This window comes from Pedobacter lusitanus (genome assembly GCF_040026395.1).
Taxonomy (GTDB): domain Bacteria; phylum Bacteroidota; class Bacteroidia; order Sphingobacteriales; family Sphingobacteriaceae; genus Pedobacter; species Pedobacter lusitanus.
The window spans coordinates 4,502,710-4,523,434 of the sequence record NZ_CP157278.1; the positions used below are offsets into that span (position 1 = coordinate 4,502,710).

Below are 20,725 nucleotides of genomic sequence, written 5' to 3' on the forward strand. Positions count from 1 at the left end.
TTAAACGATAAATCACAGGCGCTCTCATTTATAAATTAATTAATAGAGTTAATCATCTAATCCAATGTTATGTCTGTAAATGAGTTAAAAGGTAAAGTAGTATTAATTGCAGGAGGAGCTAAAAATCTGGGAGGTTTATTAAGCCGCAATTTTGCTGAACAGGGAGCTAAAGTAGCTATTCACTATAACAGTGATCACACTAAAGATGCCGCAGAACAAACACTGGCGGATATTAAGGCAAAAGGCGGAGAAGCTTTTTTGTTTAAAGCAGATTTCAAAAAGGTAGATAACATCAGTAAATTTTTTGCAGAAACGAAAGCAAAATATGGTGGTATTGATATAGCCATCAATACAGTGGGCCAGGTGTTGAAAAAGCCATATGGAGAAACCACCGAAGCTGAATATGACGCGATGTTTGATATCAATTCAAAGGTTGCCTATTTCTTTATTCAGGAGGCTGGAAAACAGCTGAACGATCATGGTAAGATTTGTACGATAGTCACTTCACTGCTGGCAGCTTATACCGGATATTATTCAACCTATGCGGGAGGAAAAGCTCCGGTAGAACATTTTACCAGAGCTGCTTCAAAAGAGCTTGGCGCAAGAGGAATTTCAGTTACGGCTATCGGTCCCGGGCCAATGGACACCCCGTTCTTTTATGGACAGGAAGATCCTGATGCGGTAGCTTATCATAAATCAGCTTCAGCTTTAGGCGGTTTGACTGATATCAAAGATATTGCACCTATTGTAGAGTTTCTGGTTACCAAAGGCTGGTGGATTACCGGGCAGACCATTTTTGCCAATGGCGGTTATACCACCAGGTAATGAATTTTTTCCTGTTTAAAAGGCCGGTTTAATCACCGGCTTTTTTTATCTTCAATAAAAACCTATCATATGATACTAAAAATTATCAATTCAGTACTTATCCTTTTTGCCTTATATATGGGTGTCAAACAGGGCTGGGCCATGTTCTCCGGTAAAGCACCCATGCTGGAAATGTTCAGTAAATGGGATATGGGCAAAAACAGTGTAATGGTTCTTGGCGTGATTACTATGATTGGTGCAGTGCTGGTCTTATTTCCCAGGACATTTCTGATCGGAAACTTTATCACTGCCGCAGGTATTTTATTAATTGCTGCTTTCCATTTAGGCGATAAAGATCTCAAAGGTTTTGCTATTGAACTACCTTTTCTGCTGCTCTCACTGGTCATTATTTATCTGCAGCATCCATTAAGTAAAGCATAAACAGCATTCATGAATATAGGTAGTCATTACAAACTAAACGTCTTTTTACGCTGGACCAGGAAAAATATTTACTGGTTATTTGCCTTATCCTTTGTACCCACTTTTTTATACCAGGTACTGGACTGGAAGTGGCTGGCTATCCCATGGGTGCCAATTACACTGGTAGGTACGGCTGCAGCTTTTATTGCAGGTTTTAAAAATACCCTGACTTATAACAGAATGTGGGAGGCCAGGACAATCTGGGGAGGCATAGTTAACAGCAGCCGTACCTTTGCCATTATGGTCAGGGACATGATTCAGATCACAGATACGGCGGAAGCAAAAACTGTACACCGTGAAATGATTAACCGCCATATTGCCTGGTTAACCAGTCTGCGTTTTCAGTTAAGAGAATCCAGGAACTGGGAGAATGTGAAGACGAAAAGTTATAACCACGAATTCAGAGTGCACTATAAGGTATCCGAATGGGAGAGTGATCTGTCAGAAGAACTAAAACCTTATTTAACAGAGCAGGAGCGGACAGCTGTTTTAGCAAAGAAAAACAGGGCAACCCAGCTTATCGCTTTGCAGTCGGCACAGTTGAAAGCCCTGCACGATAAACAGCAGCTGGATACTTTATATCATATAGAATTACAGCATCTGCTCAGAGACTTTTATGATAGCCAGGGTAAAAGTGAAAGGATTAAAAATTTCCCTTATCCCAGACAGTTTGCCAGTATCAATTTGTTTTTTATTCGTTTACTGGTGTTGTTACTGCCTTTCGGGATGCTGGGTGAATGTGCTAAACTGGGTACTTATGGCGCATGGCTGACTATACCTTTCAGCATGATTGTAGGCTGGATATTTACCTCACTGGAACAGGTAGGTGAAAGTACAGAAAACCCTTTTGAAGGCGGGCCTAATGATATCCCCATTACTTCTATGAGCAGGACTATAGAAATTGATTTGCTGGAGATTCTGGGTGAAACAGATTTGCCACCGGCAATAGCTGCAGAGAACGATATTCTGATGTAAAACAGAAGACCGTTTGTGGCCGGATTAAACTCTGTGTGAGTCCACCACGAGTCCACAGTGAGTCCACGTTGAGTCCACCTTTTTGCCCAAATACGTGGACTCACTGTGGAGTTGAGTTGTACCCGAAGTGGAATCATACAGAAGTTGAACACAGCTTGCTCTTTCTGCTGAAGAAATCAAATCAAAAAAACAGGAATTAAGACTTATTGTACATTTTGAAAGGTGACTGATTAAACTCCCACCAGTCCTGAGCCAATTGATTCTGCAGACCTGACCAGTAAGGATCATTGCTGTCAAATCTAAAAGCATAACGCAGCAAACTGTAACAGGTGGTAAACTGTCCGGTCGCAATTAATGCCGCAGGTTTTTTTTCCTGCTGATGGTTTTTGTCAAACCATAAAGAAGTATCCATTTCTGTTGCAGATTCTGCTACCAGCTGCAGCACCGCAGACGGTTTCATTAACTCTGCCAGATTCATTTTTTTTCCGTTAACCAGCACTGATGGATTTTTCTTATACCAGGATTCTGCTTTAAGGTCAGCCATGCGCTGATAGTCATTTTTAGGACTCAGAGAATAAATGGCATTCATCAAACTGAATTGCCGCCAGTGTTTCAATTCTATTTGCTGCACTAATGATTCTTTTTCCCCTTTTTTTAATAGCGTGCCATCGGCTTTGATCTTGCGTTCTGAAATTTTTTCAAACAGCCGGTCATAAGATACTCTTCTGATTTTTTTCAGAAATACGATAGCAGAAAGATAGGCAACCGAGGTAGCCCGTGAATCTATCAGTTGTAAAAGCACACTCAGCCGCAGGCGCAGAAAATAAAAGATGTGCCCGAGAATGACTATGCCATAAGTCTGTTTCTTCTTTTGCACCTGCTGATAAGCGAAAAAACCTTTGGTGAAAAAATAAGCAGCGATTAATAGCAGAGCAGCATTGATGCCTAAAAAAGCATAACACAATTCAACCAGGGTTCCGGTAAGAATGCCGGTGATAAATATGCCGCTGAACAGGACTAAAATGAGCAGGTATTGCAGCAGGTTAAGTTTTTGCAGCCAGCTCTTTTTATTTTCTTCAGGGAAATCATAACCACTGGTATAATTACTGCTCACATCACAGGTGATATACAGATCATAACCAAATATGTTCTTGTTCTGAAGTCTTTCTTCTGCCCTGGTAAAGGAATCTATTCCCTGGTTGTCGTCAATTCCACCATCCATCAATACAAAACGTGGTGGTGGCGTTTCATTCTGGGGCCCTTTATCCGGAGAAAAACGGGGATCTTCTTTAATTGCTGTTTCCAGCGCATTTTTACTCAGGTCATGATAAGTAAAATCATTAGGGAATACAAAAGGTTCAAAACCCAGTGGGAAACAGGAAGAACAGGCCAGTATATCTGCCAGTTTAATCTTTTTTAAGCTTTCGGTTGCTGCTTTTTCATTCCTGAACCGCAGAAATTTATTTCCTGGTATCCCGGCATTCTGAAAACGGAAAAGCATCCCGTTATCAAATTCAGTAGCATTGGCGCAAATTTCTTTAACTGCATTTTTTACCGGCTTCCAGTAAATGCCGAAAACTTCTTCCTTAAAGAGCAGTTCATCATAGGCAATGGAAAAGGCATTGATAAGGTTTCTGGATTTATCCGGTCTCTTTTTCCAGTGACTTTCTGCATTAAGGATTTTAAACACGCGGTCTATCAGTGTAGTGCCATGTAAGATATGTTTAGTCATGCCGGTATAGAACTCCTGAAAGGATTGTCCTTTGCGCTGACTTGCGGTATAAGCCAGATTGGTAATTGTTCCGCCCGACGCGGATGAGATAAAATGAACGAGGGAGGTTAATTTTTTACCATCAATATAAACAGTTTCCATATAGGACAGACAACCCAGTGAGTAGGATGCCGCCCGAAAACCGCCGCCTGAAAAGCTTAAAGCAATATGTTCAGGTTTTCGCGGCTGAAGCACTGAATAGTTCATAACATTGATTTTGATCAGATTAATTTATCCAGGATAAAAAGGTATGACTAATTTTGAACAATATCAATTTATAAGAGCCTGTTATTAAATTAACAGGCTCAGTTTATGTTTATTTTAATGACCATTCTATCGTATCACTCCAGGTTTTATTGTCTTTTTTTGCAACTGTTCTGAGTATATTTTTGCCTTTTTTTAATTGTATATCTTTAAAGATAAACTGGATATTATTGGTTCCCTGCACAGGCTGAGCTGTTATCTTTTTTCCATTAAGAAACAGTTCCGGCTGTCCGATATTTGAATAAACAGTAACCGGGGTAACAGCATGTTTACGCTCAACCACACGACGTTCTGTTAAATACAGGACAGGTTCTTTGCTCCAGTTGGCCTTATACCAGTAAAAAGCATCTTTTTTTAATTTACGGTCAAAAGTAACCAGTCCCTTCATATTACGGGCAGGCATGCCGCCACGGTTCCACATTGGTGTTGCGAAATCAAACATATTCCAGATATAGGAAGCCGCTATTGCAGGGTGTCTGGCAATTACCGGCCATTGTACCTCATGCGTTTTTGTTTCAAAACTTTCAGGATAAAAAGGAGAAGTATAATCATAAGCTTCCTTCAGATCTGCCTGTTCCTGCTGATGGAAAACATTGCCGTCTGCTCCATATTCTGTCAGGATCACTTTGTTAGCAGGGTATTTGTCTGTGATACCTTTTGCCCAGTCTTCCAGATCGCCGACCTTGCCTTCATACCAGCCGTAATAGCGGTTCATACCCTGTATATCTGCATTTAAATTGGTAGGACGATCCATTTCTCCATAACCACTTACGCTCACTGTATAACGGTCCGGATCTTCTGTTTTGGCGATATCGTTTAATTCACGGGTCAATACTGCCGGGTAATCTGCAGGTGTTTTGCCGTAAACCTCATTATGAAGGCCCCAGACATACAGAGAGGGATGGTTGTAATTTTGCTTAATCAGTTCCATTAACTGCTGTTTCGCATTATCTGCTTCTTCGCCTGTACTCGTATTGACAAAAGGGATTTCTGCCCAGATGACAAAACCCATCGTATCACAGCTAGAATACAGATACTCAGCCTGCTGATAATGGGCAAAACGTATCGTTGTTGCACCCATTTCTTTGATGATATCCAGATCTTCTTTGTGCTGGGCGTTGCTTAAAGCATTACCAAACTGCCATCTGTCCTGATGTCTGCAAACCCCATACATCGGATAAGGCTGATTATTTAAAAAGAAACCTTTACCGGCAATAATTTCAAACTTGCGCAGACCCAGCGGCTGTTCTACCTCGTCAATTACTTCCCCGTTACGCAGCAATTGTGTTTTAACTTTGTACAGATAAGGATCTTTTAAACCATTCCATAAATGCGGGCTGGCTAACTGAAAATGCTGAACAAATTTTTGTCTGCCCTGGGTAGTGATTTGCTGCGTAGTCGTTTTACTATCAGTAAGTTTACCGGTCTGATCATAAATGGCTGTTCTGATAGCTATATCCTGCCAGCTGCTTTCTGTATTTTCAACCTTAACGGCTACGCTAACGTCGGCAGATGCTGTACTTACATTTTTCTGTGCAATATAAATCCCGGGAGAGGCATAGTCTGTAGTGGTAATGTTGACTTTGTTCGTAACCAGCAAACTTACCGGACGATAAATCCCGCCATAAATACCAAATAAGAAATGATTGACCGGGATAATGTCTTTGCGGGCCTTATTATTAACCTTAACGAGGATGGTATTCAGTTGTCCCAGTTTTACCGCATGGCTGATCTCCAGACAAAAGGCACTGTAAGAACCTTGATGTGTACCCACCAGTTTCTGGTTGACATAGACCTGAGCTACCTGTCCAACGCCTTCAAAACGCAGAAACAGTCTTTTGTTCTGATACTCCTGACCAAATACGATCTGTTTTTTATATTGTCCTTCCCCTTCATAAAAATCTTTGCTGAGCTGCATGTCGGTCGCATTCCAGGTATGGGGCAATGTTACTTTTTCCCATACGCTTTTTGTGCTGACCGTATCATTTGTTTTCCGGAATGTCCAGTCCTGGTTAAAAGAGACGTTGGCTCTGGATTGTCCGGAACCGGAAAAACTCAAAAATATCAGGAAGAAAAACAGGACTGAAAAGGTAGATCTGGGGCTGAAATATAGAATTGTCATGTGCTGAAATTTGTATTTTTATTAAAAGAAAATAAGAACCTGTTCCGGTTGATTAAACAGACTGAAGCAGGTTACCGGAATTAAGTTTTTGCCTTCTCATATTTAACCTTTGGATTCTCCGTTTTTTTTGCTGTTTCCAGGACAATTACAAAAGGATGTTTTTCGCTGGTGGTTTTCAAATGGATAAAACTCTCACTGGCCTGAATTTCTTCAGGAACAAATGTCTGTGCCGGCTGTCCTAACCTGTAGGCTTTACTGATACTGGTTTGTACTGGTAGTTTTACTCTCAGTGCACCTGAAACCGGGACATTAAAAACCAGCATATAGATTTTATCGGTACCGGTTTTCTTAGTAAAATATCCCCAGTTCTGGGGTTCCAGACCTGCATATTCACAACCATAAATGGCTTCCTGATTAACGGCCATCCAGTCACCGATTTCCCTGGCCAGGCTAAGCTCTTCTTTGCGGATAGAACCATCGCCCTTTGGCCCGAAGTTCAAGACAAAATTACCATCCAGTGAGACACATTTAGCCAGCATTTCGAGCAGTTCATCAGTAGTTTTGATATGACCTTTCCAGGCGGCATTATAACCCCACTGGTTTTCTGGTACGGTCATGACGCAATCCCAGTCGTTTCCATGTACTTCGGTGATCGTATTGGGAATTTTACGTTCCCAGCCCTGTTCATAATCACCCATCAGCTGACCGTTGGTGTCGAAATGACGTTTCCCGTTTTCGTCTGCACGGAAACGGCTTCCGATAATCAGGCCCGGACGCATTTTGCGCATTTCGGTTTCCAGTTCATCTGCAAATGCCGCTTGTTTTACCCAGGCATTGTCCCAGGTTCCGTCAAACCACAGCCCTTTGGTTGTGGGATAGCGTTCAAGCAGTTCCAGTAACTGATTACGGGTGAATTTTTTAAAACGTTCAAATGCTATACTGTCATCTTTGGTTTTGATGTCATAACGCCAGTCGGGATTACTCCAGTCCATAATAGAAAAATAGAGGATTACATCAATTCCGGCTTTATTGTAAGCGTCAACCAGTGGTTTGATCAGATCCTTTTTATAGGGTGAGCTGGCAACGGTATAGCTGGTGTATTTGCTTGGCCATAAACAGAAACCATCATGATGCTTTGTCGTGATGGTTACATATTTTGCACCCATCTGCTGCGCGGCAGCTGCCCATGCTGTAGCATCGAACTTTACCGGGTTGAAATGATAAATCAGTGAGTCATAGGCAGATTTGGTGATGCCATCCCAGGAACGGATCCATTCTGCAGCACCATTATAGGTTTTACCATCCCATTCTCCACCGGGAATGGAATATAAACCCCAGTGTATAAACTGGCCTAATCCATAGGCACGCCATCTGGCCATAGCTGCATCTGTTCTGCGTCCGGTACGGTGAGCACCATGTACCAGCGAAACTTTATCTCCCTGAGCAGCGGGTTGTTGTGCCAGGCTTGTCTGACAGGTGAACATCAGAGGGATCAGCAGTAGCAATAAATTCCGTTTCATCTTCATTGTGTTAGGTTAATAACCTGTATTCTGTTCTAATTTAGCATCTTTATTTAAATCAATTTCTGCCTGTGGGATAGGTAAAAGCTGATTGTAATCTTTAATAGAGCCTGCTGAGGTTGGGTTATACTTTTGCACACGGTTAAATAACGTACCGGTACGCATTAAGGTAATTCTGCGGTCTTCTTCGGCAGTGAGTTCTCTTGCTCTTTCATCCAGAATAAGATCGAGCGTAACATCTCCGGCCTGTACCTGATCTGCATTTGCTCTGGTACGCAGTACATTGATACTGGCTGCTGCTTCGGCTAATTTACCCTGTTTAAATTGTGCTTCTGCCAGTAAAAGATAGGTCTCTCCCAAACGCATTTGTATGCGGTCTTTATAGGTGATTGTACCAAAGGGTTCCTGATCGGTATAGTAGTTCCATTTAGTGGTATGGGCATAAATATTCTGAATCGTATCAAAACCGGTCACCACTACCTGTTTACCATATTTGGAAGACGCGGGGTCATTATAGTAAAACTTACGGTGTACACTGAAACCGGAGTTACGCATATCATTCTTTTTATACAGGTCATAAGTCCACCAGTTGGTTGGTCTGATCCGGCCAATGCCTCTTCCTCCGAGTGAATCAGCGACAAGCATACCCGAAATATTGACGTAAAACGGGACCCAGCATCTTCTGCGCTGATCTGTAGGGCTGAAACCACCGGGAACATTATAGTTCTGTTCTATTACCCATATGGCTTCAGTATTTCCCTGGTTTCTTCTCATATTTCCATAAATAAACTGATCAGAGAAGGCATCTCCCGGCTGATCTTTTTTGATGCCGTACCGGTTACTGATCAGTTTGACTGCACCATTGGCAATTACTCTTTTTGCTGCGGTTTCTGCCAGTTCAGGTTTATTTGCTCTGAGATAAACCAAAGACAGGAGCTGGGTGGCAGCAGCTTTACTAATGCGGCCCTGCGCTTTCAATTTAGCAAAATCCGGCAGGTTTGCCTCTGCAAAAGTCAAATCAGTGATGATGAAATTCAAAACGGAGTCTAAAGGTGCCCGTACAAAATCTGTTTTTGGTGTAGTCAGCGAATTTTTAAGCAAGGGTACTCTACCAAAAAGACTGGAAATAAAATTATAGGCATAAGCTCTGAAAAATTTGGCTTCAGCGATATAGCCGTTTTTTTGTTCGGGAGTCAGACTGGTTTTGCCTGATTCAGCGGCATCAATAATCTGATTGGCTGAGTTGATGGTTTTATATCCCCACTGCCAGAACCTCGCAGAGGCCACATCCTGGGAATTGAGTTGCCCGTAACTTTCATAAGGGACCATCGCTGAGGTGGCCTGTCCGTTTCTGGCTATATCTGTACCATTTGACATCGTGGCAATCATACCCTGATCGCCTTCATACTGATCGCGCACGGTATTTTGCATACCAGCAACTGCTGCTTCAAAACCCAGCGGATCTACCAGTGTGTTTTCCGGGGCATAGGAAGATTTTAAATTCTCGTCTAAAAAGCTCTTTTTACATCCGGCAATGAAGACTGCAAACAGAGCCAGCGTGTATATATAAAAGGATAATTTTCTCATAATCTGAATATTTATAGTAAACCGATGTTAATACCAAATACAAAGTTTCTGACCAGTGGGTAAAAACTGCTTTTCTGATTATCAAAGTACTGATAAGGATCAGCCTCAGGGTCCCAGCCTTCCCAGTTGGTGAAAGTGGCGAGGTTACGTCCGCTGACATATACTCTGAGGTTACTGATTTTGAGTTTATTCAGCTTTTCTTTTGCAAAATCATAACTCAGCGTCACATCTTTAATCCGGGTAAAAGATCCGTTGACAGGGTAGGTATACTGTCTGGAATTGGTATAGGCCAGTGATGGACGGGTATCACTTTTGTTTTCAGGTGTCCAGTAGGTATAACTGGCCGGAAGATTAATTCTGCCTACCTGATCACGGTAATCGTATATGGTATTGGGTTTTAAAACTCCCTGAGTGGTTTGAATAAAGATATTCAGGGTGAATTGTTTGTATTTAAAAGTATTGGTTAAACCGGCAATATAGCTGGGCAGACGGGTTCCAAGATAAGTACGGTCAAGGGAGTTTATCTTTCCATCGCCATTTAAATCTTCGAACTTTAAATCTCCCGGTTTAGCAGATGGATCAATCGCGAAATTATCACCGGTCTGCCATACTCCTGCCAGTTTATAATCGTAAACAGCCCTGAGTGATTTACCTATAAAAAGACCATTCACGATATCATCTTTACCATCTCCGTAAAGGGATATTATTTTATTGCGGTTTAAAGAGAAATTGAAATTGGTCTGCCAGGTGAAATTTTTCTTTTCTATATTGGTTGAGGTGATACTGGCTTCAAATCCTTTATTGGAAGTTTTACCTACATTATCCAGAATGGTTGTATAACCTGTAATGTTGGGTATTTTACGTGATAACAACAGGTCGTAGGTATTGGTGGAATAAGCTTCCAGTGAACCGGTAATGCGGTTAGAGAGGATAGAAAAGTCTACAGCTGCATTAAAACCTTTTGTACTTTCCCATTTCAGATTCTTATTCCCGATTCTGCTGGGTGTTACCCCAATTGTAGTCACGCCATCATAGATATAGGGCGTAGTACTTAAGGTACTTAAAGTATTGTAAGGATCAACTCCCTGGTTTCCTGAAATACCATAAGACAGACGCAGTTTTAATTCGTTGACTAATTTACTGTCTTTCAAAAATGATTCTTTTGCAATATTCCAGCCTAAGGCTACAGAAGGAAATGTGCCGTATTTATTGGCATCTCCAAAACCTGAATAACCATCTCTTCTGGCAGTTAAGGTTAACAGGTAACGGCTGTCATAAGCATAATTGATTCTCAGCATCTGGGAGACAAGCATACTTGCAGTATACCTGGATGAAGTGGTTTGTTTTTGCCCGGCACCAATATTATTGTAGTCGAGCATATCGTTGATAAAGGTATTGGCATTGATCGTGGACCGGAAGGATTCATCTTTTTGCGAACTGTATAATCCGGTAATATCAATATTGTGTTTTCCAAAGGCTTTCTGATAACCGAAGATATTTTCAATTAACCAGTTCTGTCCCTCGCCGCCGCCATCTACTCCGTTGGATAAGGTTGCGGTACCTAAAAGATCTCCGGCTTTACGGCCGGTATAATCAGCGGCACGGTCTGGTTTGAAAGTATAGGCCGCATTCAGTCTGTATTTAAATCCTTTAAGAAATTCAGGTGTTACTTCTGCGTAGGCATTACCACTCAATGTTCTTAATAATCTTTTGGTTGGCGAATATAGACCCAGCAGGGGATTGGTATAAAGCTGCTCAGGATTCATCGGGTAAATTTCGTAATCTCCTTTTGCATTATACAGGGAGCCATAAGGACTCATGACAGTAGCCATATAAAGGTTTACCTGTCCTCCATCCTGATTGTTATTGGTGAAAAACAGATTGGTTCCCATCTTTAACCAGGGATTGATTTTAGCATCCAGATTGGAACGGACACTGATGCGGTTATACTGATAACCTTTTAATACGCCTTTTTCTTTGGTATAGTTACCCGACACATAGTATTTGACATCTTCAGTACCACCAGAAATACTCAGTTCATGATTCTGAATATAACCCTGCTGGGAGATTTCCTTAAGCCAGTCAGTTTCTATGCCTTTATCGTAGTTTTCTTTTTCAAACTGGTTGGGTACCGGGGCTGGTGTCTTATTGGTTTGTGCAGTATAATCAAGGTTTTTCTGTGCATACTGTGCACCGCTCATGGGTTTTGCTGCATTGGTGATATTCTCCAGGCCAAACCAGGTACTGTAAGCTACAACTGGTTTACCCGTTTTTCCTCTCTTGGTGGTAATCAGCACGACTCCGTTAGAACCCCTTGTTCCATAAATAGCTGTGGCGGATGCATCTTTCAGAACGTCAATTGACTGAATATCTGTTGTGTTGATGTCGTTATAGGTTCCGCTGAATGGAATACCATCCAAAACAATCAGTGGGTTGTTACTGGCTGTAATGGAATGCAGACCTCTGATATAAAAAGCCGGAGAGCTGCCGGGTGCAGAAGATGAAGTACTGATATTTACCCCTGCAACTGATCCCTGCATCGCCTGCAACACATTGGTTACCGGCAGATTCTGCAAACGTTCTTTGGGAACGGAAGAAATAGAGCCGGTTACATCACTTTTTTTCTGTGTACCATAGCCGACCACAACCACCTGGTCAAGGACATTTACATTCTCCAGCAGAACGATACTGATATTTTCCCGGGTGACTTTAACATGCTGCTCGATATAGCCAATGTAAGAGATAACAAGTGTAGCTTCGGCAGGAACATTTTTTAAACTGAAGTGACCGTCATTATCGGTCACGGTACCATTTTTTGTGTGCTCTATTTTAACAGAAACACCTGGTATGGGTTGCCCTTTCTGATCTTTAACCGTTCCGGTTACAGTCTCGGGTGGTCTGATCATTGCCTTTTGATCTGCATGCATGGCATGCACAGGAAAGACGGTTGAAATGGTCAGATAAATGATTAGGATTAAACCACAAAAGGATGTGGTTTTACACTGGTTTCTTCTCTTCATGTTTGGTCTGTTTAGATAGTCTAAACTAGAGAAGATATGAAGTGCAGAGAAGCTGAAAAATAAAATGACCGGAAGATCAAACGTTTGTTCATGCATTTCAAACGTTTGAAATTATGGTTCCTGAAGATCAATATCCTACTTTGGCAGGGCGTTAATCTTGTTTTTTATTTGTAAAGATCAGCAGGAGTGAGCATCATTGTCCGTTTATCTTGCGGATCATTGAAGTCCACAGTCATCAGATACTGTTTCTTCTGCAGGATATAGGTGTCTATAAACCAGAGTATTTCATTGAGATTTCTGTGCATGGGTAAGCCGGCAATTTCATGTCCCATGCCTTCTACCCGCATGTAGTAATAGGGATATTTTTTTTCGTTGAATCTTTTAGCCAGATAATTGGAGCCGAAAAATCCCTTGTTAAAAAAGCGGCGTTTATTGTAGATAACCAATTTGTCTTCCGTTCCATGAAAGAACAGAGTTGGTGCAGGGGCAACCGGATAGGAAGGAGCGCCTTTATAACTTAAAATGGCACCGGCAAAAGAGATCACTCCGGCATACTGAAAATCTGCAGGAAGCTGGAAACTTAAACTGGTATGATTCCGCTTTTCCCAGTCTGCCTGCAATACCGTGATTGCGCCGGCACTGGAACCTGAGATGATGATCTTTGACGGATCAATACCCAGGGTCTTTGAATTTTTAAGCAGATAGGCAGTCGCATTATACAGATCAGTAACTGCGGTATCAATTGCACTTCTTAAGGGTTTGGTATTGAAAGCGGAAAGTTTTTTTACGCCTTTCAGGCCAAGACGGTAATCAATGGAGATAACTTTATAATGATTTGCAGCCAGCCTGTTGAAATACTCTGTATAAGTTTTGCTGTCTCTTGTACCTTGTATAAAACCTCCTCCGAAAACGAATATGACACAGGGTTGGACCGAATGCAGATCCAGGTTACTGTAAATATCCATTTTTAACTCCTGTTTATCTTTGACACTGTAGGTGAAAGTTGTTTGATGAACCGGAGCTGAGGGTTTGATTTCCTGTGCAGAAATGTTTTCGAAACCCGTTAAGGTGAAAAATAAAAAGACAGGTATCAGTTTATAGTTTTTAAGCTTGTGAAAAAGGGAAGGGCTCATGATTTAAGAGATTTTTAGCTGTCAGGGACAATTTTATGCTATGGGCAGGTTAAAGGTTAAATGATAACGGAACATTATAGCTGACTCTTACTGCTTTACCTTTCCATATACCAGGTTCCCATTTAGGGGAGTGACTCATCACCCTGATTGCTTCTGCTGCCAGGTCAGGATGGATGGTATTCAGCACTTTTATATCAGTTAAGGTCCCGTCTTTTTCAACTACAAATCTCACAATTGCAACACCCTGTATCCCGTACTTAGAACAGCTGGGAGGATATCTGGTATGACCGGTCAGATAATTATAGAATTTGTTTATACCACCTTTAAAGGCCGGCTGTCTCCTGGATTCCGTGTATTTATAACTGATATTCTTTTCATCCGTACTTTCTCCGGAGATTAATTTTCCGTCGGCATAGATTTCAGTATACCTGGAAAAATTGTCTTTAATTTTACCAGTCCAGATACCGTCCTGTTTACCGTTTTTTATTTTTCCTGTTTCTGTAATTTCTTTAAAGTCACTGTCATATCCGATATAATCTCCGTTACCATTTCTGACTCTGTCTTTACCGGCAGTATCTTTGACTGTGAGTATTTCAACTTCATGTTCCTGCCGGGGCAGTCCTTTGACTGGTTTGGCAACTGCTTTATATACCTGTATGCTATAGAGTTTGCCGTCAGGATAATAACAGGTAGTTGTATCTATAGGCTGACCTTTAAGATAGGTTGAAACCCCTTTTATATTCCCATTCGGGAAAAATGTAGTGAGTACACCTTCATAAAGAGGCGGGTTTATCTTACTGGACAGCCCTTCGCTTTTTCTTGTGCCATCGGGGTAATATTCCTTTATACGATATAAATCACTTCCCCGGGCAGGCTCTATCACATGACGGATATAATCCGCACTGTCAGCCTGATTAACATAACGACCATCGTCTTTAAGGAAATAAGTGTTTTGGCGCTGCGCAGATGTCTTTAGAAAAAGGCAAAGCAGACAGAAGAGCAGTAAATTGAATCTGAGCATGTTCCGGAAGAATTATAGTGCAAGTTATTCAGAGTTCTTAATAATTAAAAATTAATCTGATCTTATCTTTTTATTATAGTCAGCTATTGAAACCTCAGTAAAAACGTTGTTTTTTAAATCCTTGATTTTGTTAGAAATGGTGTAATTTTAGTCATTCATATAAATGTTACCACGAATGAAACATGCTACGCTCTTCTTTTTTCTTTTATTGACAGCAGTTTTTGCTCAGGCACAGGATTCGGTTAAGTACCGGGTCATCTTTATCGGTGATGCCGGTGAGATGAATACCGCACAGCGGGAGTCCTTAAAAAATGCATCTAAACACGTCATTGCGGGGAAAACGACAGTGATGTACCTGGGAGATAATATTTATCCGAAAGGAATGGGTTTACCAGGCAGTAAAGAAGAGGAAGAAACCAAACAAATTCTGCAATCTCAGTTTCAGCCGATGCGTCAGATGGGGGCGGCTGTTTATTTTATTCCGGGTAATCATGACTGGGATAAAATGGGGCCGGATGGATTAGCAAAAATCCTTCGTCAGGGTGAATACCTGGCAGAACAGCAGGACTCTTTATTAAAGATGATCCCTTCAAACGGATGTCCTGATCCGGTAGCGATCCGGCTGACGGATAATTTAACTGTGATCGCTTTTGATAGTGAATGGTGGTTGTTTCCCTACAATAAAAAGAACCCGGAAGCGGAATGTGACTGCAAAACAAAAGATGATGTGATAGCCAGAATGCATGAACTGATGGAGGCTAACAGGGGAAGGATCATTTTACTGGCCGATCACCATCCTTTACAGAGTTATGGTGCCCATGGGGGATACTTTTCGCTGAAAAACCACATTTTTCCATTAACCTCCCTGAATAAAAATCTATATCTGCCTTTACCAGTGATCGGATCATTATATCCGCTGCTGCGCAGTTCTTTTTTAAGTCCCGAAGATTTGGGTCATCCTTTTTATAAGGATATGATTAAAAGGGTCAACGGCGTTTTTGGTGCCTATCCAAATCTTACTTATTTTTCTGGTCATGATCATGGTTTACAACTGATTAAAAGCGAAACGCTTAATCTGCAGGTGGTAAGTGGCGGCGGCGCTAAACATTCTGCCAATAAAAAAGGTAAAAACTCGGTTTTTCAGGAATCTGAACAGGGTTATGTCACAGCGGATCTGTTATTGAATAATGATATGCGTTATGATTTTTACGTATACACAGCAGAGGGCGGCGTTAAAAAAGTATATAGTTATACTAAAGCTTTTGTTCAGGTTAAAAGTGAACCGTTAAATACAGTTAAGGTAATTACAAAAGACAGTATTTCTATAAAAATATATCCCAGATATGATAGTGTAAGTAAAGTTCACCGTTTCTTTTTCGGGGAAAATTACCGTAAGGAATATGCATTGGAAACTAAAGTACCTGTTATCAGACTTTCTGAAATTAAGGGTGGTTTAACCCCTGTTCAGCGGGGAGGAGGTTTCCAGTCACATTCATTGAGAATGGTAGATAAACAGGGTAAAGAATGGGTACTGAGAAGTGTAGAGAAGTACCCTGAATCGCTTTTACCGGAAAACCTGAGGGAAACTTTTGCAAAGGATATTCTTAAAGACAACATGTCTGCGCAACACCCTTTTTCTGCATTAATTGTCCCTGATATTGCTGAAGCAGTTGGGGTAGCACATGCAAATCCGGTTATCGGCTGGATTTCTCCTGACGCTAACCTGGGTAAATACGGCAGGGTATTTGAAAATACACTTTGTTTGCTGGAAGAAAGAGAACCAACTGGTAAATCTGATAATACCTATAAAATGTACAAGAAGCTGGCTAAGGATAATGATTATACTTATGACGGGCCATTGTATTTAAAAGCAAAAGCACTGGATGTGCTGATCGGGGATTGGGACAGACATTTTGATCAGTGGAGATGGACGCTGGATAAATCCGGAAAAAGGGAGGTTTATCAACCTGTTCCACGTGATCGTGATCAGGTGTTTTATTTAAGCCAGGGACTTATTCCGCGGTATGCACAGTCTTCTTATTTATTACCGATGATACAGGGTTATGAGAGAAATGTGAATAATATCAACTGGTTTGTCTGGGAAGGCAGGGCAATGGCTACGCGTTTATTAAGCCAGCTGTCAGAAAAACAATGGATGGATACTATTCATGAATTTTGTGCTGATTTAAATGATGAGGTTTTTGAAAAGGCTTTAAAGAAATTACCTGAACCGGGTTATTCTTTACGTCATGATCAGTTACTGGCACAGTTAAAGGAGAGAAAGGCTAAATTACCTGAAATGATGAATCAGTATTATCATTTCTTAAATAAGATTATAGATATACAGGCAAGTGATAAAGGAGAACTGATAGAAATCTCTGATGCAACAGGTGGTGGATTAACAGTGGATATCCATCAGTTGTCTAAAAATAAAAAGGTGAAAGAGCAAATGTTCCTGAAAACTTTTGATCCTAAAATTACCAGAGAGATCAGGTTATATACCAGAGATGGTAATGACAGTCTTGTTTTAAACAACAAGGGGACTGATATTAAATTACGGATTATCGGCGGTCATGGAAACAAGACTTATCATGTAGAAAATTCGTATCATAAGGTAAAACTTTACGATAAGCCTGATAGTTCTGTCTTTACCGGAATGAGTAACCGGTTCCGTAAAATACTTTCCAGTGATACCGGAAATATTGCTTACAGACAGACTGATTTGTATCATAGAAGTATGTATTTGCTGAACGGCGGATATAATAATGATGATGGTTTGTCCTTAGGTCTTTCTGTTAAATATATGAATCCGGGTTTCAGGAATTTTCCTTACGGAAATACACAGCAGATTTCATTTCTGCATTCTTTCAGTACCAAAGCATTTAAATTTGACTACAGGGGAGAATGGATGCATACCTTTGGCAGGGCTGACCTGATTTTACAGGCCAGTGCCTATGCACCACATAATACCCAGAATTTCTTTGGTGCAGGTAATGAGACTACTTTTGATAAATCTATTGATGGTATCCGTTATTACCGCTCCAGATTTAGTTTATACCAGTTTGACCCGGCATTGCGCTGGAAAAGACCAAAATCTTCTTTCAGTATAGGGCCATCTTTTCAGTACTACAGATTTGACAAGGATGACAATACTGGCAGGTTCATTAATAATACCGCACAACTGCATTCTTCGGACAGTCTGACTATTACCAATGAAAAACTGTATACCGGTCTGGTCGTCAACTTTATTAATAATACCCGCAACAATGAGATCTTACCTTCATTGGGAAGTTATATCAATCTGAAATTACAGGGCTATACCGGGTTGAACAGTTATTCCAACACCTATGGCCAGTTTACCGGAAGTGTAGCACTTTACAAAAATCTGGACAACCGGGCTAATTTTGTGATTGCTGAACGTTTTGGTGGTACGGTAACTGTTGGAAAACAGCCTTTTTATGCTTCTGCATTTTTAGGTGGAGAAGGAACTTTACTGGGATTCCGTCAGTTCAGATTTGCCGGAGATCATAGTTTTTATAATAATCTTGAAATGCGTATTAAACTCGGTGATTTTGTGAGTTATGTATTGCCCGGGCAGCTGGGCTTACTGGGTTTCCATGATATAGGCAGGGTTTGGAAAAAAGGCGGGGATTCTTCTAAATGGCATAATGGTATTGGTGGCGGATTATATTTCGCACCTGCCTCCATGACTGTTATACGTGTGGTTGCGGGACATTCTGAAGAAGGCTGGAATCCTTATATTTCTTTGAGTTTCCGCTATTAGGGCTGGTGGATTAACTGTAAATTTAATCCACATCCCGAAGAAAAATGATTATCTTAATGTATGAGCGAATTACTAAAAGAAACTTCAATTATATTAGAAAATGAGCGTGTATTAATCCGTCCGCTCGGCCTGTCTGATCATGAATATCTGCTGCCTTTTTCGTTAAATGAACCTGAAATATGGCGTTATTCTTCATTGGGAGCAGCAGGGGCTGAAAACCTGACCACTTATATTCAGACTGCCGTCAATGACAGGGAAAAGGGTAATGCCTATCCGTTTATTATTTACGATAAACTGGCTGATAGTTACGCAGGTTCAACAAGATATTATGATATACAGTTGGCTTATCAGACCTTACAGTTAGGTTATACCTGGTATGGCAAAGAATTTCAGGGAACCGGGTTGAATAAAAACTGTAAATATCTCTTACTGAATTATGCTTTTGAAGACCTGGGTATAGAAAGAGTTGAATTCAGAGCAGATCATAGCAACCACACGAGTGTGGCTGCTATGAAAAGTATTGGTTGTAAAATTGAAGGGGTACTTAGAAATCATGTGCCTAATGGTCATGGAGGCCGCAAAGACATCATCATTCTGAGTATTTTAAAAAAAGAGTGGTTTGATTTTGCAAAATCAAACCTGGAAGAGAAATTGTTGGACGCAAATTAAACGGCTCCTGTTATTTCTTCTCTTTTTTATTGAACGAAAATCTTCTGGCAATACTGAATCCCCAGCGGTACTGACCTTTCAGCCATGAACTGGTAGTCTGAGAAATATACTGCATCTCTTCTATAGCTGCGGCATTGGTGAAATTAAGATGGAAAACATGTCCGCCTGTTTCTATTTCAAGACCTACACCCAGTGGATTATAAAATTTGTTCCCGCTTGTCTGTTCCAGATAAGCTTTATCTGCCCGGTTACGGAATGGAATAGTATAGTCTACCACTATAGCCATCCGTTTGCTGATCTTTGCTCTCGCACCAGCGCCCAGGGCAAAAAGATCATTCTGATCTCTGAATGCAGTGAAGTTACTGTGCAGATAGGTCGGTGTCAGACTGAACGAGAAACTGGAGTTAAATTTTCTGGCAAAAATGATCTGGGTTACATAATTCATCCGGTCACTGAATTTGCGGTAAGCAGTAGCCGATGCAGGATCATCACTGGCACGGACAGCAGCGATAGTATTACTCCCGAACAGGGTAACAGCAACGGGAATATAATCGTCGGTTGTCTGTTCCAGCAATCTGAATTTTAGACTTCCTTCGTATAACTGCTGTACTGCTGTTGCTCCTTTGGCCCGGGCCAGACCAACGCTCAGCCGGTCTGTAATACCATAGTCAAAACCAATACGGACGTCTGTTGAGTTATCCAGACCGAAAAACTGCCTGATACCCCCGTTGCTACCGGCAATATCTCCAAAACGATGATCTACTTTAAATTCAAGTTCATTTTTATGAATGGTCTCATTGGTATGACTGTTAATCAGCTTGGTATCCTTAAAAGTTGCAAATACTTTTTCATGTACCGGGGTTGAACCAGCTAATTCTTTTTCCAGATCCTGCTGCCCAAAACTGCGCAGGGAACTGATGACCAGTGTGAAAAGTAATAAGGTCTTGCAAAGGAGTGTTAATATTTTTTGTCTCATTGGTTTGTTTTAAATGGTCGGTTGATGATTTATGTTTTTTTGGGCTGGTATACGGCAGACAGGCGTACGTCTACAAACTCAGCTATATTCTTGAATACAAGGGATGGAACCTTAATCTGATGATCTTCAATTTTAACTTTGAAGGTCGTTTTTGCAGTGATATTGCCCTGGGCAATCACTAAATTTACTTTACATTGATAGGGTTTGGCTACTCCATGGATATCCAGACTTCCTTCAACATTTACAGTGTAGTTCCCATCTTTACTCAGATCTATATCATCTGTGATTTTACCACTGAACTTAGAAAAAGGGAAACGGTCACTTTCCATATAGTTTTCATTAAAATGTTCCTGCATCAGTTTTTTCTTAAACTGAAAGGAGGTATTACTGACCTTAAAAATGATCTCCCTGGATTTTGCATTAATCACAGAACTGGCTGTATTGCTTTTTCCTTCTATGTCTTCCATTACAGTGCTGGAAAAAAAAGAAACAGCGGCATTTTTACTGATTAAAATATCCTGTGCATGAGCATGGATATTAAATAAACAAAGACATATCAGAAGATATGCCTGTTTGATTGAATAGTATGATTTCATATG

General features: G+C 41.0%; 14 protein-coding genes. 5 read left to right on the forward strand and 9 right to left on the reverse strand.

The features are described 5' to 3' along the window. Nucleotides 1-69: 69 nt before the first annotated feature. From PL_RS19175 to PL_RS19185, 3 genes are all read left to right on the forward strand, one after another. Entirely contained in the window at nt 70-825 is a 756-nt protein-coding gene (locus PL_RS19175; RefSeq protein WP_041879019.1) for an SDR family oxidoreductase, read from the forward strand. Between the two features lie 69 nt (nt 826-894). Further along, on the forward strand, nt 895-1,245 hold the full coding sequence (locus PL_RS19180; RefSeq protein WP_041879016.1) for a hypothetical protein: 351 nt from the start codon (nt 895-897) through the stop codon (nt 1,243-1,245). Nucleotides 1,246-1,254: 9 nt separating this feature from the next. Next, nucleotides 1,255-2,259: a bestrophin family protein gene (locus PL_RS19185; protein WP_041879014.1), complete on the forward strand. Its 1,005-nt coding sequence runs from the start codon at nt 1,255-1,257 to the stop codon at nt 2,257-2,259. A 196-nt stretch (nt 2,260-2,455) separates the two neighbouring features. Here PL_RS19185 and PL_RS19190 read toward each other — a convergent pair whose 3' ends face one another. From PL_RS19190 to PL_RS19220, 7 genes are all read right to left on the reverse strand, one after another. Beyond that, on the reverse strand, nt 2,456-4,237 hold the full coding sequence (locus PL_RS19190) for a patatin-like phospholipase family protein (RefSeq protein WP_041879011.1): 1,782 nt from the start codon (nt 4,235-4,237) through the stop codon (nt 2,456-2,458). 109 nt (nt 4,238-4,346) lie between these two features. Continuing rightward, on the reverse strand, nt 4,347-6,416 hold the full coding sequence (locus PL_RS19195) for a glycoside hydrolase family 2 protein (RefSeq protein WP_052496096.1): 2,070 nt from the start codon (nt 6,414-6,416) through the stop codon (nt 4,347-4,349). Between the two features lie 80 nt (nt 6,417-6,496). Beyond that, nucleotides 6,497-7,936 (reverse strand): alpha-L-fucosidase, encoded by a 1,440-nt coding sequence (locus PL_RS19200; RefSeq protein ID WP_087149059.1) that lies wholly within the window; start codon nt 7,934-7,936, stop codon nt 6,497-6,499. 15 nt (nt 7,937-7,951) lie between these two features. Further along, entirely contained in the window at nt 7,952-9,523 is a 1,572-nt protein-coding gene (locus PL_RS19205; protein ID WP_052496095.1) for a RagB/SusD family nutrient uptake outer membrane protein, read from the reverse strand. An 11-nt stretch (nt 9,524-9,534) separates the two neighbouring features. Beyond that, nucleotides 9,535-12,543, reverse strand: a complete 3,009-nt coding sequence (locus PL_RS19210; RefSeq protein WP_082035841.1) for a SusC/RagA family TonB-linked outer membrane protein — start codon at nt 12,541-12,543, stop codon at nt 9,535-9,537. A 164-nt stretch (nt 12,544-12,707) separates the two neighbouring features. Beyond that, nucleotides 12,708-13,676: an alpha/beta hydrolase gene (locus PL_RS19215; RefSeq protein WP_348620124.1), complete on the reverse strand. Its 969-nt coding sequence runs from the start codon at nt 13,674-13,676 to the stop codon at nt 12,708-12,710. A 49-nt stretch (nt 13,677-13,725) separates the two neighbouring features. Then, nucleotides 13,726-14,697, reverse strand: coding sequence for an energy transducer TonB (locus PL_RS19220; protein ID WP_052496094.1), 972 nt, complete (start codon nt 14,695-14,697; stop codon nt 13,726-13,728). Between the two features lie 175 nt (nt 14,698-14,872). Here PL_RS19220 and PL_RS19225 point away from each other — a divergent pair, with 175 nt between their 5' ends. After that, on the forward strand, nt 14,873-18,481 hold the full coding sequence (locus tag PL_RS19225; RefSeq protein WP_041878999.1) for a BamA/TamA family outer membrane protein: 3,609 nt from the start codon (nt 14,873-14,875) through the stop codon (nt 18,479-18,481). Nucleotides 18,482-18,541: 60 nt separating this feature from the next. Further along, entirely contained in the window at nt 18,542-19,150 is a 609-nt protein-coding gene (locus tag PL_RS19230; protein WP_041878996.1) for a GNAT family N-acetyltransferase, read from the forward strand. A gap of 10 nt (nt 19,151-19,160) precedes the next feature. Here the strand turns inward: PL_RS19230 and PL_RS19235 are convergent, their stop codons facing one another. Both PL_RS19235 and PL_RS19240 read right to left on the reverse strand, forming a co-directional pair. Beyond that, nucleotides 19,161-20,126: a DUF5777 family beta-barrel protein gene (locus PL_RS19235; RefSeq protein ID WP_041878993.1), complete on the reverse strand. Its 966-nt coding sequence runs from the start codon at nt 20,124-20,126 to the stop codon at nt 19,161-19,163. A gap of 29 nt (nt 20,127-20,155) precedes the next feature. Then, nucleotides 20,156-20,722, reverse strand: a complete 567-nt coding sequence (locus tag PL_RS19240) for a YceI family protein (RefSeq protein WP_082035838.1) — start codon at nt 20,720-20,722, stop codon at nt 20,156-20,158. Nucleotides 20,723-20,725: the final 3 nt, after the last annotated feature.